Origin of the sequence: Paenibacillus sp. FSL H8-0034, assembly GCF_038000305.1 — a bacterium.
Taxonomy (GTDB): Bacteria; Bacillota; Bacilli; order Paenibacillales; family NBRC-103111; genus Paenibacillus_S.
On record NZ_JBBOBS010000001.1, the window covers coordinates 3,173,815 to 3,187,303 of the forward strand.

Here is a 13,489-nt window from a genome sequence, read left to right on the forward strand (position 1 = left end):
GAGGTGGCTGGATTGAGTTTTCAACGTATTTGCATCATCGTATTGGACAGTGTTGGTATAGGAGAGCTTCCAGATGCAGTGGCCTTTGGAGATGTGGGAGCCCATACATTAGGACATATCGCAGATCGTAATCAAGGCTTTGCCTTGCCTCATCTGGAGCAATTGGGACTTGGCCGCATAGCGCCGATTCAAGGCATAGCCGCCGTAGATCAACCACTTGCTTACATTGGCAAGATGGCTGAAGCTTCAGTAGGCAAGGACACTATGACAGGACATTGGGAAATTGCAGGACTTCGTGTGAGCATTCCATTCAATGTATTCCCGGATGGATTTCCTGCTGAATTGCTTGAGCGCTTTGAACAGGAAACCGGTCGCAAGGTGCTTGGCAATAAACCGGCTTCGGGGACGGAGATATTGGATGAGCTTGGGGAACAGCAGATGGCAACCGGAGATTGGATCGTCTACACATCGGCGGACAGTGTATTTCAGCTTGCTGCGCATGAAGAAATCATTCCGCTTGACGAGCTGTACCGTGCGTGCGAGATTGCTCGCAGACTCACATTGGAGGAACCTTACGCAGTGGGACGTGTAATTGCGCGGCCCTACATCGGCAAGCCTGGGGCCTTTAAGCGGACACCGAATCGGCATGACTACGCGGTAAAGCCACCACAGTCTACTGTGCTTAATTATTTGCAGGAGGCAGGACTGGATTGTATCGCTGTAGGTAAGATCAATGATATCTTTTCCGGGGAAGGCATCACGCATTCTCGTCCAACCAAAAGCAATCTGGATGGTATACAAGCTACAATCGAGCAGCTTAAGCAGCCATTTCATGGCTTGCTGTTTACGAATCTGGTCGATTTTGATTCCTTATACGGTCATCGACGCGATCCTGTTGGTTATGCAGACGCACTCCGGGAATTTGACGAATGGCTGCCGCGCATTATGGAGCAGATCGGAGAGGATGACCTGCTTATTTTGACCGCTGATCATGGCAACGATCCGATTCATGCAGGAACAGATCACACTCGTGAATACGTGCCGCTGCTTGCTTACAGCCCGAGCTTCAAACACGGAGGAACGCTTGGCATACGCCAAACCTTTGCCGATCTGGGAGCGACGGTAGCGGATAATTTTGGGACTGCATCGACCGGTAACGGGGTAAGCTTTTTACAGGAATTGAAAACGGACGAATAATCGTCCTTACATACAGGCGGGACGTGCGAGAACAGATTAATTATATAGGAGGCTTAAGGCCATGGGAGATCAAGCATTGCTCGTCAGCATCAAGGAAGCCGCACAATATATTCGTACCCAATACGCAACTGCACCGCAAATCGGTCTGATCCTTGGGTCAGGCTTGGGTGTGATCGCTGATTTGGTAGAAAATGCAACGGTAATTGCTTATCATGATATTCCGCATTTTCCGATATCAACTGTTGAAGGGCATGCAGGTGAGCTGCTGCTCGGCACCATTCACGGTAAACATGTGCTCTTGATGAAGGGGCGTTTTCATCTGTATGAGGGCTACGGGGTTGATGTGGTTTCATTTCCGGTCAGGGTGATGAAGGAATTGGGTGTGCAAACCCTGATCGTGACAAATGCGGCAGGCGGAGTTAACATCTCGTATGAGGTCGGCGATCTGATGGTGATTAAGGATCATATCAACTTTACATTCCGCAATCCGCTCATCGGACCTAATTTCAGTGAATTGGGAGTTCGTTTTCCCGATATGTCGGAAGCTTACAGCCGCCGTCTTCGGCAAACAGCTCATGAGGTCGCCTCAGAGCAGGGTCTGAAGCTGCCGGAAGGTGTGTATGCAGGATTAACCGGACCTACCTATGAAACCCCCGCAGAAATCCGTATGCTGCGCACGCTGGGTGCTGATGCGGTTGGCATGTCCACCGTAGCCGAGGTTATTGTAGCGCGACATGCCGGGATTGAAGTGTTAGGATTCTCCTGCATTAGCAATATGGCTGCCGGTATTCTGGATCAACCCTTATCGCATCAGGAGGTCATGGAAACGACCGAGCGCGTCAAACCGAAGTTTCTGAAATTGATTCTCGGAATTGTTGCCAAGCTTGGCTGACTATGAGTACCCAATAAATATAGGGAAAGGAGATTGAACGAACTTGGAAACGAATTACGTACAACAAATACAAGAGGCAGCAGACTGGATTCGCCAACGTTTGGGTGGCCTTGTCCCGCAGATCGGTCTCGTTCTGGGCTCGGGCTTGGGTGATATCGCTAATCAGGTCGAAGCACCTTTAACGATTGCCTACAATGAAATTCCACATTTTCCTGTATCCACGGTTGAAGGTCATGCCGGACAGTTTGTTATAGGAACGTTAGAAGGCAAGTCGGTTATTGTGATGCAGGGACGTTTTCATTATTATGAGGGCTACTCGATGAAAAAAGTAGTTTTTCCTATATACGTGATGAAGCAGCTTGGCGTTCAATCGCTTGTGATTACGAATGCCGCAGGCGGCATGAACCGTGAATTCCAGGCAGGTGATCTGATGCTGATTTCCGACCATCTGAATTTAACTGGGGACAATCCATTAATTGGGGTTAACCACCCGGAGCTGGGAGTTCGCTTCCCCGATATGTCAGAAGCCTATAACCGCGAGTACCGAGCTTTAGCCAAGAAAATAGCAGACAGTATGCGCCAGGAGCAAAGCGCTATTCGATTGCAGGAAGGCGTCTACAGCGGGATTAGCGGTCCGAGTTACCTGCCGCCAGCAGAGCTGACCATGCTGGCCCGTTTGGGCGGTGATGCGGTAGGAATGTCCACGGTAGGCGAGGTGGCTGCTGCACGTCATTGCGGTTTAAAGGTGCTTGGTATTTCCTGCATTACCGACATGGCAATTGGCGAGGAGCTTGAGCCTTTGACGCATGAGCAGGTGGTAGCCGTGGCGAATCGGACGAAGCCGATGTTTATTGAGCTGGTGAGAAGGTTCGTCGCTCAGGTGAATGTGTAGTATAAGTTAGTTGCATCTGCAAACACAAATATCCCGGACCACGTATAAGGTGGAACGGGATATTTGTGTTGAAGCAGAATTGAGGTACCGTGCGGTTAATTGGGAGCTGACTGCCGGTCATCTGCTTCTTTAGCCCACTCTGCAAGCTTACGGTCAGAGGGCAGGAAGATGGCAAGCAGTCCGAGAAGAGGAAGGAAGGCGCACAGCTTGATCACATAGTCAATACTTGTGGAGTCGGCCAGCATGCCAAGCAGAGCAGCGCCAAGACCTCCGGCTCCGAAGGCAAGGCCAAAAAAGAGGCCGGATACGGTGCCAATGTTGCCAGGAAGCAGTTCTTGGGCATACACAACGTTAACCGAACCGCTGGACATGATCGTAAAACCGATAATGATGCAAAAAACGATACTGATCTGGAAATTAACGTAGGGAAGCAAGAAGGCGAACGGCAGTGCCCCGAGGATGGAAAACCAGATTACATTGCGACGTCCCCATCGGTCGGATAATGGACCGCCGAAAAAGGTCCCGGCCGCACCTGCCGCCAAAAATGCAAACACACACCATTGCGCTTCCTGAACAGAAAGCTGAAAGCGTTCGATGAGATAAAAGGAGTAAAAGCTGGTGATCCCCGCCAAATAAGCCATCTTGGAGGTGAGAATCAGCACCAGGATGGAAATGGCCGCAGTCACTTTACCGCGATTTGTAACAGCCTTTCCTTTAGAAGAATGATCCCGCTTGTTAACCGTATTCACGCGCAGCTTGCTGCTGTACCACTTAGCTGTAAATATTTGAATACCCAGAGCAAGTGCTGCTAGCAGGGTGAACCATATAATTCCAAACTGGCCGAGAGGTACGAAGATAAGCGCGGTCATTATCGGTGCCAATGCCTGCCCCGCATTGCCTCCTACTTGAAATATGCTTTGAGCCAGCCCTCTTCTTGCACCAGCTGCCAAATAAGCGACCTTCGCTGATTCTGGATGGAATATGGATGAGCCGATCCCGACGAGGATGGCTGAACCCAGCATTGTCCAGAAGCCGAACGCAAAGGCCATCCCGATTACTCCGATTAAAGTAGCCACGACACCAAGCGGCAGCAGATAAGGCTGTGGCTTCCTGTCGCTGTATAAACCGACAGCAGGCTGAAGAACCGATGCCGTTAAATTTAAAGCGAAAGCGATCAGTCCAAGCTGCGAATATGACAAGGACAACGATTCTTTAATTATTGGAAATATAGCGGGAACGATAGATTGTATGGTGTCATTTAACAAATGAACCATGCTGACTGCGATCAAAATACCAAACACCGTTTTATTCGTTTTCACCTGCATAGGTCAGCCCTCCTCACGATAATTAATTTTGGAAAGTATAGCATAAGATGAACTGCTTATGTTTAAAAATCGGTTAGTAACCCAAATAAATTACCTGAAGTAGCAGTCTCAGGAAAATAATTTATAAAATAATCTTGATTTATATGTATTAGTACCTACAAGCGTGCTATAATTGGTGCAATGGAACTACATCATTTTGGGGTAGGAAGTGACAATCATGAGTATTTTGATGGTAGCCAATTGTCCCGGTTGCGGTAAAGTATTTCAAAAAAACCTGCGTAATCTGTGTCAGGATTGCGTAAGTAATCTCCAGAATGAGTTCAACGCCTGTGATCGTTATCTGCGTAGTAACCGCAAAGCCACTACGGAGCAACTGAGTGAGGCGGTTGGAGTTTCTGTTAAACAAATCATAATATGGATTAAGGATAAGCGGTTGCCTGTTACTGATTATCCTAACTTAACATACCCTTGTAATAGCTGCAGAGAACCGATTAGACAACAAGAGATGTGCTATCCCTGCCGCAGTCGTTTAACCAAGGATATTCGTGAAATGCAGGACAAGGATGCGAGCAGGGTCCAGCAGGGCTTTGGTTTCAGAAGTCGTGTAGGCGGTCGATTCTAGATAGGCTCGTTAAACTTTCGCCAACAGGTGGAGGTTTTTTTGTTTTTTTGTGTAAATATGATAGAATGTCAAAGGTAGCTGTGAACGGATTGCAAATTGTCACAAACTTTTCACCGGAACCACCCAAAAGGGAATAGGTAAAGCTGGGTTCATTAGGTACAATGATAGTATACGAATTTGAAGAAGGATTTTTTACGCAAAACATTTAGGGGGATTTATTGATGACAAAGTGGATTATGTTTAGCTGTATTATTGTTGCCTGTTTGCTTGGAGCGGGTGTGTTGTTCCAGGATATTTCGGTACGTCAGTCAGAAATGGCTTCACAAGCTCATGCCGGACCTCAATTGAAATTCATTGCTTCGAACTTTCAATTTGATCAGGCTGAATATAAAGTGAAAGCTGGCGAAAAAGTTACGGTTTCCCTTTTGAACAAGGAAGGTCTGCATGCGATGGAAATCGTAGGTCTGAACGTGAAATTGGACGGCACAAACAAATCGGCTGAGGTTACCTTTGACAAACCGGGCACTTATGAGGTGCATTGCATTTTGCCTTGCGGTACCGGACATGCTAACATGAAATCGACATTAATTGTGTCATAGGATTATAAAAGAAGCCGTAAAGGCTTCTTTTTTTGTGCGAAAAATAGTATCTTTACCTATATATTGTTTGTGAGAGGCGGGTAATTATGAGTTTGATTACAACATTCAAAAAACATTTAGTGCTTCGAATTGTAGCAGCAATCACGGTTGTCATTCTTTTACTGTCCGGTGGATACATCTTGTTGCAAGTTCTGAACACGAAGAGTGCGGCTCAGGAGGTTATTACCGATAACGGTATGAGAACAGCTTACAGCTATGCAGCACAGCTGGAAACCCGACAATATGAGGATTTCTTGACGAATCCGCAGGAAGATGAGCTTTACTGGAAGCTGCGATCAGAGCTTGACCGTTTTCGTACTCAGATTGGTGCCATGTATGTGTATTTTGTCAGAATTGATGAGCAGCAAAAGCCTTTACTCATGATTGATGGCCAGCCGCGGAACTCGCAAACCGCATCGCCGATTAATGAAGTAACCGATATCCCCAAGGATGCCGTGGTTTTGCTGCTGAAGGGAGAGAATGCGAGCTCGGATTTAATTGAGGATGCCAAATATGGTAAATACATATCTGCCTATGCACCGGTAAAGGATGCAAATGGTAAATTAGTCGGAGTATTGGGGATAGATACCGCGGCAGCTGTAGTTGATAGTATTACCATGAACGTACTGGGGAAAAGCATTTACTTTTACATACTTATGCTGGTCGTGACATTGGTCAGTCTTGGATTCATAGTTTGGTTTGTTGTTCGCGCACTGCGTCCTTTAAGAGTCATTACCTCTAGTGCCGAAAGTATGGCGACAGGTGATCTGGCTCAGGCCAAGGTGATTTTATCATCAAATCCAGTCAAGTCGGAGGACGAAATCGGAACTGCCTACAAAGCTATGGTTATGATGTCCGGAAATTTGAATGAAATTATTCGTACGATCATATCCCGGATTGCTGAAACGTCCGATCAAATGGTTAACTCGTCTGCACAGTTTAACGAGGATGCCGTCGTGATGCTGGATATGAATGTTATTATCAAAGAAACGATTCAGCAAATTATGGATGGTGCCCGTTCCCAAAAGCTGAGTGCGGATGACAGCGCTCAGGCGATGGAAGAGATTGCAGTCGGCATCCAGCGAATTGCGGAATCGTCGATGACGGTATCCGATGCTGCGGTCATTGCGCTTGAGGTTGCAGCAGCCGGTAAGGAAACGAGTATGAAGATGAAGCATCGAATTGATAGTATTTATTCAAAGGCTGAAGAAGCTGTTACCAGAGTGGAGGTTCTCAAACAATATTCGGCCAAAATCGAAGGTGTTTTAAGCGCTATCACTGAATTTTCGAGTCAAACGAAGCTGCTTGCCCTGAATGCTTCCATTGAAGCTGCCCGTGCAGGTGAGCATGGTAGCGGGTTTGCGGTTGTAGCCGGAGAAGTCCGGAAGCTTGCTGAAGCATCCTCTGCCTCTGTGCAGTCCATTGCGTCCTTGCTATACAACATTGAGCAGGAATCTCAACGAATTGGCGACAAAATGGATGATGCAGCGAATGAGATCCGGGAAGGGGTTGCTTTGTCCGAGAAGGCTGAGCAGTCTTTCGAACGTGTTGTGGAAGTATTTCGTTTGGTTACGATGCAAATTCAGGAGGTATCCGCTGCTGCACAACAGATGTCGGCCGGATCCGAGGAGGTTGCGGCATCCGTCAACGGTATTGCCTATATTGCCAAGGAAGTATCGGAGCAGACCGATCATATTCATGATTTAACGAATCAACAGCTTGATAAAATGCGCCACGTTGCGGATGCCTCTTCCATCCTGAGCGTAATGACCCATGATATGATACAAGCTGTACAGCAGGTTAAAGTGTAGCTGTGTATATGGGGTAAAACTAGGAGTCTGTCCCTATGTATGATAAAATTTAACCATCCATTCATAAAATAGCGATGAGGTGGCTGGCGATGAGAACGGTTGAACTGATTCAAAAAAAACGTGATGCTGAGCAATTAACGACAGCGGAAATCGATTATATGATTCAAGGCTACACAAAAGGGGACATTCCCGATTACCAGATGTCGGCCTGGGCAATGGCCATATATTTCAACGGTATGACTGCTAAGGAAACAGCAGATTTGACTCTGGCTATGGCACGATCCGGTGATCAGGCGGAGCTCGGTTCCATTCCCGGAGTCAAAGTGGACAAACACAGCACAGGTGGTGTTGGCGATACGACGACACTGATTCTGGCTCCACTAGTGGCAGCGGCAGGTGTGCCTGTAGCCAAGATGTCAGGTCGCGGACTTGGTCATACAGGAGGAACGATCGACAAGCTGGAAGCTATTGCAGGCTTTAAGGTAGAACTGGGCAAGGAGCAGTTTTTGCAGCAGGTAACCGATATCGGAGTTGCGGTGATCGGCCAATCCGGCAATATGACACCTGCGGACAAAAAATTGTATGGACTACGTGACGTTACGGCCACGATTGAATCGATTCCCTTAATTGCAAGCTCGATCATGAGCAAGAAGATTGCTTCGGGCGCTGATGCGATTGTGCTGGATGTAAAAACCGGCAATGGCGCTTTTATGAAGTCATTGGAGGATTCGATTAAGCTGGCTCAGGCTATGGTAGAAATCGGTGAAGAGGTTGGCAGAGAAACCGTAGCAGTAATTACCAATATGGATGAACCGCTGGGTGAAGCGATCGGTAACGCACTGGAGGTTCGCGAGGCTATAGAAACACTGCAGGGCCGAGGCCCTGCTGATTTGACTGAGCTTTGTATTGTACTGGCGGCTCACATGGTCGTGCTGGGTGGCAAAGCGGCAACTTACGAAGAAGCCAAGGCCAAGGTGACCGAACTGCTGCACAATGGGTCCGCATTAGCCAAGCTGAAGCAGCTTGTAGGCGCTCAGGGCGGGAATGAGGCAATCATCGACAATCCGGAGCTATTGGTATCCGCGCCCTATCAGGTGCCTGTCATGGCTGCAGAGGATGGCACTGTCTCTCGGATTGATGCTGAGGCACTGGGTGTTACCGCCATGCTGCTTGGAGCCGGCAGAGCGACCAAAGAGGACCAGATCGATCTTGCAGTCGGTATGGTACTTCGTAAAAAGGTCGGTGACGCTGTCAGGTCTGGCGAGACATTAGCGGAGCTGTATATGAATAACAATGAACCGATGTTTACAGAAGATATCACTCAACGTACACGTTCAGCATTTACCCTGGTTACAGGCAGTGCTGCCAGATCTCCGCTTATTTATGCGATTGTTACCAAGCACGGTGTTGAGATGATTCAACAGGCATGACCCTACACACCCTGTAAGCTGAACTGAGCACCCTTTGCTTCGATGCAAGAGGGTGTTTTTTTGTGCATGCTGCTGGGAGGCTATCATCCTGTTTTCATTTTCCAACGTTTGGAATATTTAAGGAGAATTTCGTCAACAATGAATAGAAGTAGTTTAACCTTTAGGATGGAGGGATAGAAAAGGTATGTTTACGAAAACAATCAAGCTGTTGCTATGCATTCATTTACTTGTGGCTTGTAGTCTACCCATTGCTTGGGCTGAAGAAAAGCAGCAGCCTAATCAGACAGTAGATTTGGCTCCGAACGCATCTTCAGCGGTTACGATGGATGTGGACACAGGTACAGTCATATTTGAAAAAAACAAGGATGCGAAGCTGCCGCCAGCGAGTATTACCAAAATCATGACGATGCTGCTCGTGATGGAGGCCTTGGATCAAGGTAAGATCAAGATGACGGATAAGGTCCGCACAAGCGAATATGCGGCATCGATGGGAGGCTCGCAGATCTTTCTGGAGCCGGGTGAGGAAATGACGGTTCAGGATATGATGAAGGGTATCGCAATGGCGTCAGGCAATGATGCCTCCGTGGCCATGGCTGAGAAGCTTGCCGGCTCAGAGCAAGCCTTTGTACAGATGATGAATGACCGTGCAGGCCAGCTGGGAATGAAAAATACTCATTTTGTCAACTGTAACGGACTTCCTGCAGATAACCATTACTCCTCTGCGAACGATATCGCTTTGATGTCTCGCGAGTTATTAAAGCATGAGGAAATTACGCAATTCACGGGAACGTATCAGGACTATTTGCGCAAGGATACGGCCAAGCCCTTTTGGCTCGTGAATACGAATAAATTGGTCCGTTTCTATAGCGGAGCAGACGGCTTGAAGACGGGCTACACAAGTGAGGCCAAATTCTGCCTGTCGGCTACTGCCAAAAGAGATAATTTTCGAATTATTACCGTTGTTATGGGTGAACCCAATACCAAGACCCGCAATGCCGAAGTATCAAATCTGTTTGACTATGCTTTTTCACAATATATGAGCTATCCGATTTACAAAACCGGCGATTCGATCGGTGAGCTTAAGATCAGCAAGGGCGAGCAGTCGGTCATGCCGCTGACGGCCAAGCATTCCTACAGTATGCTGCTGAAGAAGGGCGAAGCCGGTAATGACATTCGTCATGAGGTGCAGCTGCTGCCAGATTTGAAGGCGCCGATCGCGATTGGTCAGCCCATAGGTAAAATCGTTGTATACAAAGGGGATCAGGTGCTCTCCGAATTTCCGCTGGAGTCATCGATTGAAGTCAGCAAGGCTGGCTGGTGGGTGCTGATGAAACGAAGCGCCAAACAATTATTTTTTATAGACTAATACAGTAACCTTGGCAAAGGAACGACCAACTGCTCATATAGGCTGGCTGCTTCCCGATCATGTCGCATTTCTTTACTTTCTGGCACATTTCTTCTAGTTTTGTCGAGTGGCAGGAAAAGGGAATTCCTGTGTAGAAATGGTGTGCATGAAAGGGAAGGAGTGAGCAGCGTGAGTCTGCATATTGAAATCGAGCACCACCGTACAGCAATCATTGTCAGGCTGAAGGGTGAGTTGGATCATCACACGGCCGAGACGGTTAAGCTGCGTATGGAAGAGGCTCTGAATAAGAGTAATGTTAACCATATGATTCTGAGCTTTAAGGAATTGTCCTTCATGGACAGCTCTGGTCTTGGGGTCATTCTGGGACGCTATAAGCAGATTAAAGCCAGGGATGGAAGGCTGGTTGTGTGCGATCTGAACCCGGCTGTACATCGCTTGCTGGAGATGTCAGGGCTATTCAAAATTGTGTCCACTTATGATAACGAAAAACAGGCTCTTGGCAGTTTGGAGGCCGTATCATGAGTGAACGGAATTTTATGACCCTGCAGTTTGCCAGTCGATCCGAAAATGAATCCTTTGCACGGGTGACGGTGGCAGCCTTTGTAACGCAGCTTGATCCGACTCTGGAGGAATTAACGGATATGAAAACCGTCGTATCTGAGGCGGTTACCAATGCGATTATTCATGGTTATGACAATCATCCTGATTGTGTGGTCACGATTGAAGCCGAGATCGAGGATGACACGTTATATTTAACGATTGAGGATCAGGGTGCAGGCATTGCCGATTTAGAGCAGGCCAAGCAGCCGCTGTATACGACCAAGCCGGAGCTTGAACGTTCAGGAATGGGCTTTACGATCATGGAAAATTTTATGGATGAGATCGAAGTGACAACAGCCATCGGCGTCGGTACAAAAATCAAAATGAAAAAGCGAATTGAATCTAAAAAAGCTTTGTTCAATTAGGGGTCGATTCTATATGGATGTCGATTTGAAACATGCTTCTCACCGATACCTGGATGATAGCGAAGTCAAGCGCTTAATTGCATTAAGTCAATCCGGTGATTCACTTGCCAGAGAAACGCTGGTCAATTGTAATATCCGTCTGGTTTGGTCGGTTGTGCAGCGATTTTTGAACCGGGGCTATGAGGCCGATGATCTGTTCCAGATTGGCTGCATCGGATTGCTCAAATCGGTCGATAAATTCGATTTATCTTACGATGTGAAATTTTCTACTTATGCGGTGCCTATGATTATTGGTGAGATCCAACGCTTTCTTAGAGATGACGGTACACTCAAGGTGAGCCGCTCACTGAAGGAGCTTGCTAATAAAATCCGCAAAACAAAGGACGAACTATCGAAAAATAATGGTCGTCTGCCCACAATTAAGGAAGTTGCTGACGAACTGCAAATCACCCCAGAGGAAGTGGTATTTGCTCAGGAGGCGAATAAGCCGCTGGCTTCGATTCACGAAACGGTGTTCGAAAACGACGGAGATCCCATTACGTTGATTGATCAAATTGCCGATGAAGGCCAGGATAAATGGTTTGAAAAACTCGCCTTGAATGAAGCGATAGGCACCTTAAACGAACGGGAGAGGCTGATCGTCTATCTGAGATATTATCGCGATCAGACCCAGTCCGAGGTAGCGAATCGATTAGGTATTTCGCAGGTACAGGTGTCCAGGCTGGAGAAAAAAATCCTACAGTCGATCAAGGATCAGATTGCCCAATAAATGAATACCTTGTAGCTCGAATAGAAAAATGGCCTTCAAACTTATGGTTTGAGGGCCACTTTTTATAGATTGTGCAAGACTGCATAACCGCACTTCGAATCACGCCCTCGATCTATCTGGCTTTTTTGGTCTCATCCGAAAATAAATATTTCAGGCAGTACAGACCGCACAAGCCTACGATGGCATACACGACACGGCTGAAGCCTGAGGATGCGCGATGAACCTCTCCACCGAATATCGCTGTAACAAGGTCCCATTGAAATAAACCGATAAGCAGCCAGTTCAAAGCCCCTATAATAACGAGCGTCAATGCGAATTTTCCCATAATTCATAACTCCCTTCCTTCTAGCAGGATTTACGACCTTACGATTACTTTCCCATAAAGAGCGATAACTTATACAAGCATCAAGAGAATTATTGCCATGACTGTTGGTGATTAGGAGAGGAGCTTTTTTTTCATACTATGGGATAAATACGCAAGGGAAGTGATGGGGCATGATAACCGGTACTGCCGGTGCAACTTTGTATATCCGTTTACGCAAAAGGATGTGTATACGTCGGGGGGACCCGGTTGTACTCGGCGCTGTCGCGCAAATGCTGGTTGATGCCGAATACGAACCCTCCTTGCAAATGCTGCTGCTGCATCGTCCGCGGGAGCATGAAGGCAGCATGCTGTTGATCGATATGATGCTCATTGTGAGTAAAATTAAAAAACTGTACCCGTTTATGCAAATTGAGCATTTTGGCGAACCGCATTGTCTGATCGAAATCAAGGATGAGCGCAAGCCGCCGAGGTTGATTTGGATTGCTCTTGTGTGGCTGCTTTTGTTCGTCGGATCGGGCTTAGCCATTATGAACTTCCATGCAGATGTCAGTATGGGGGTTGTCCATCAACGTATTTACAGGCTGCTTACAGGGGAATGGGCAGAATACCCGCTCTTACTGCAGATTCCGTATTCAATCGGCATTGGTGTGGGAATGATCATATTTTTTAACCACCTGTTCAAAAAGAAATTCAATGAGGAACCGAGTCCTCTCGAGGTGGAAATGTTTATGTATCAGGAAAATGTAAATCATTACGTCATTACCGAGGAGTATTGCAGAATCCATGAAGCGGAGGATGAGCCCAAATGAATCAGTGGTGGCTAGTCCCCGTACAGCTGTTTATTGGATTGGCGGGTGGAATCGCCGTAGGCAGCGGGATGGTTGCCTTTCTCGTTGTGCTGGATATCATTCCGCGGCTGGCTCAAATAACTCGTTCTTACCGGTACATCCGTGCTTATGAATGGTCCGTCATAGGCGGTTCGGTGTTTTTTACACTATCAGATTTTTTCGTGTGGTCCTTTTCATTACATCCGTTGACAGCAGTTTTGCTCGGCTTGTTGGCAGGAGGGTTTGTTGGCATGCTGGCAGGGGCATTGACGGAGGTAATGAACGTACTGCCGATTCTCGCCAAACGGGTAGGGATGGCCTCCTATATGCTGTGGCTGCTGATGGCCATGGTGTTCGGAAAAGTGCTGGGGTCATTGCTGGATTGGCTGCACGTCCTGGGTTAACTAACAACATGTGAGGTGGGAGTGTT

General features: G+C 47.4%; 15 protein-coding genes. 13 read left to right on the forward strand and 2 right to left on the reverse strand.

Annotated features, from left to right (window positions below; genetic code table 11):
- Positions 1–12 precede the first annotated feature (12 nt).
- The 3 genes from deoB to NST47_RS14140 all read left to right on the forward strand — a co-directional run bounded on the left by deoB (position 13) and on the right by NST47_RS14140 (position 2,981).
- Entirely contained in the window at positions 13–1,197 is a 1,185-nt protein-coding gene (gene deoB, locus NST47_RS14130; protein WP_341155726.1) for a phosphopentomutase, read from the forward strand.
- Between the two features lie 61 nt (positions 1,198–1,258).
- Entirely contained in the window at positions 1,259–2,089 is an 831-nt protein-coding gene (locus NST47_RS14135) for a purine-nucleoside phosphorylase (protein ID WP_341155727.1), read from the forward strand.
- Between the two features lie 43 nt (positions 2,090–2,132).
- Complete coding sequence (locus NST47_RS14140; protein WP_341155728.1) at positions 2,133–2,981, forward strand: purine-nucleoside phosphorylase; 849 nt, start codon at positions 2,133–2,135, stop codon at positions 2,979–2,981.
- A 95-nt stretch (positions 2,982–3,076) separates the two neighbouring features.
- Here the strand turns inward: NST47_RS14140 and NST47_RS14145 are convergent, their stop codons facing one another.
- Positions 3,077–4,306: an MFS transporter gene (locus NST47_RS14145; RefSeq protein ID WP_341155729.1), complete on the reverse strand. Its 1,230-nt coding sequence runs from the start codon at positions 4,304–4,306 to the stop codon at positions 3,077–3,079.
- Positions 4,307–4,523: 217 nt separating this feature from the next.
- On the opposite strand from NST47_RS14145, the gene NST47_RS14150 reads away from it, so the two are divergent.
- The 8 genes from NST47_RS14150 to sigF all read left to right on the forward strand — a co-directional run bounded on the left by NST47_RS14150 (position 4,524) and on the right by sigF (position 11,907).
- Positions 4,524–4,928, forward strand: a complete 405-nt coding sequence (locus tag NST47_RS14150) for a flagellar protein (RefSeq protein ID WP_341155730.1) — start codon at positions 4,524–4,526, stop codon at positions 4,926–4,928.
- Positions 4,929–5,149: 221 nt separating this feature from the next.
- Entirely contained in the window at positions 5,150–5,527 is a 378-nt protein-coding gene (locus tag NST47_RS14155) for a hypothetical protein (protein WP_341155731.1), read from the forward strand.
- An 86-nt stretch (positions 5,528–5,613) separates the two neighbouring features.
- Positions 5,614–7,377: a methyl-accepting chemotaxis protein gene (locus tag NST47_RS14160; RefSeq protein ID WP_341155732.1), complete on the forward strand. Its 1,764-nt coding sequence runs from the start codon at positions 5,614–5,616 to the stop codon at positions 7,375–7,377.
- A gap of 89 nt (positions 7,378–7,466) precedes the next feature.
- A complete protein-coding gene (locus tag NST47_RS14165) occupies positions 7,467–8,807 on the forward strand; it encodes a pyrimidine-nucleoside phosphorylase (protein ID WP_341155733.1) in 1,341 nt (446 codons plus the stop codon).
- Between the two features lie 184 nt (positions 8,808–8,991).
- Entirely contained in the window at positions 8,992–10,173 is a 1,182-nt protein-coding gene (locus NST47_RS14170; protein WP_341155734.1) for a D-alanyl-D-alanine carboxypeptidase family protein, read from the forward strand.
- A gap of 168 nt (positions 10,174–10,341) precedes the next feature.
- The gene (gene spoIIAA, locus NST47_RS14175; RefSeq protein WP_076227768.1) at positions 10,342–10,695 is read left to right on the forward strand and encodes an anti-sigma F factor antagonist; all 354 of its coding nucleotides are present in this window, start codon (positions 10,342–10,344) and stop codon (positions 10,693–10,695) included.
- Positions 10,692–11,138 (forward strand): anti-sigma F factor, encoded by a 447-nt coding sequence (gene spoIIAB, locus NST47_RS14180; RefSeq protein ID WP_076227766.1) that lies wholly within the window; start codon positions 10,692–10,694, stop codon positions 11,136–11,138. The genes spoIIAA and spoIIAB overlap by 4 nt, the downstream gene beginning before the upstream one ends.
- A 13-nt stretch (positions 11,139–11,151) precedes the next feature.
- Positions 11,152–11,907: an RNA polymerase sporulation sigma factor SigF gene (gene sigF / locus NST47_RS14185; RefSeq protein ID WP_076227764.1), complete on the forward strand. Its 756-nt coding sequence runs from the start codon at positions 11,152–11,154 to the stop codon at positions 11,905–11,907.
- Between the two features lie 112 nt (positions 11,908–12,019).
- Here the strand turns inward: sigF and NST47_RS14190 are convergent, their stop codons facing one another.
- Positions 12,020–12,232, reverse strand: coding sequence for a DUF378 domain-containing protein (locus tag NST47_RS14190; RefSeq protein WP_341155735.1), 213 nt, complete (start codon positions 12,230–12,232; stop codon positions 12,020–12,022).
- A 170-nt stretch (positions 12,233–12,402) separates the two neighbouring features.
- On the opposite strand from NST47_RS14190, the gene NST47_RS14195 reads away from it, so the two are divergent.
- Both NST47_RS14195 and NST47_RS14200 read left to right on the forward strand, forming a co-directional pair.
- Complete coding sequence (locus NST47_RS14195; protein ID WP_341155736.1) at positions 12,403–13,041, forward strand: stage V sporulation protein AA; 639 nt, start codon at positions 12,403–12,405, stop codon at positions 13,039–13,041.
- The gene (locus NST47_RS14200; RefSeq protein ID WP_341155737.1) at positions 13,038–13,463 is read left to right on the forward strand and encodes a stage V sporulation protein AB; all 426 of its coding nucleotides are present in this window, start codon (positions 13,038–13,040) and stop codon (positions 13,461–13,463) included. Before NST47_RS14195 ends, NST47_RS14200 begins: the two co-directional genes overlap by 4 nt.
- The last annotated feature ends 26 nt before the right edge of the window (positions 13,464–13,489 follow it).

Coding starts and splice junctions, on each gene's coding strand:
- NST47_RS14135 (WP_341155727.1), top strand. CDS start 1,259: ATGGGAGATCAAGCATTGCTCGTCAGCATCAAGGAAGCCGCACAATAT.
- NST47_RS14145 (WP_341155729.1), bottom strand. CDS start 4,306: ATGCAGGTGAAAACGAATAAAACGGTGTTTGGTATTTTGATCGCAGTC.
- NST47_RS14150 (WP_341155730.1), top strand. CDS start 4,524: ATGAGTATTTTGATGGTAGCCAATTGTCCCGGTTGCGGTAAAGTATTT.
- NST47_RS14155 (WP_341155731.1), top strand. CDS start 5,150: ATGACAAAGTGGATTATGTTTAGCTGTATTATTGTTGCCTGTTTGCTT.
- NST47_RS14160 (WP_341155732.1), top strand. CDS start 5,614: ATGAGTTTGATTACAACATTCAAAAAACATTTAGTGCTTCGAATTGTA.
- NST47_RS14165 (WP_341155733.1), top strand. CDS start 7,467: ATGAGAACGGTTGAACTGATTCAAAAAAAACGTGATGCTGAGCAATTA.
- NST47_RS14170 (WP_341155734.1), top strand. CDS start 8,992: ATGTTTACGAAAACAATCAAGCTGTTGCTATGCATTCATTTACTTGTG.
- spoIIAB (WP_076227766.1), top strand. CDS start 10,692: ATGAGTGAACGGAATTTTATGACCCTGCAGTTTGCCAGTCGATCCGAA.
- sigF (WP_076227764.1), top strand. CDS start 11,152: ATGGATGTCGATTTGAAACATGCTTCTCACCGATACCTGGATGATAGC.
- NST47_RS14190 (WP_341155735.1), bottom strand. CDS start 12,232: ATGGGAAAATTCGCATTGACGCTCGTTATTATAGGGGCTTTGAACTGG.
- NST47_RS14195 (WP_341155736.1), top strand. CDS start 12,403: ATGATAACCGGTACTGCCGGTGCAACTTTGTATATCCGTTTACGCAAA.
- NST47_RS14200 (WP_341155737.1), top strand. CDS start 13,038: ATGAATCAGTGGTGGCTAGTCCCCGTACAGCTGTTTATTGGATTGGCG.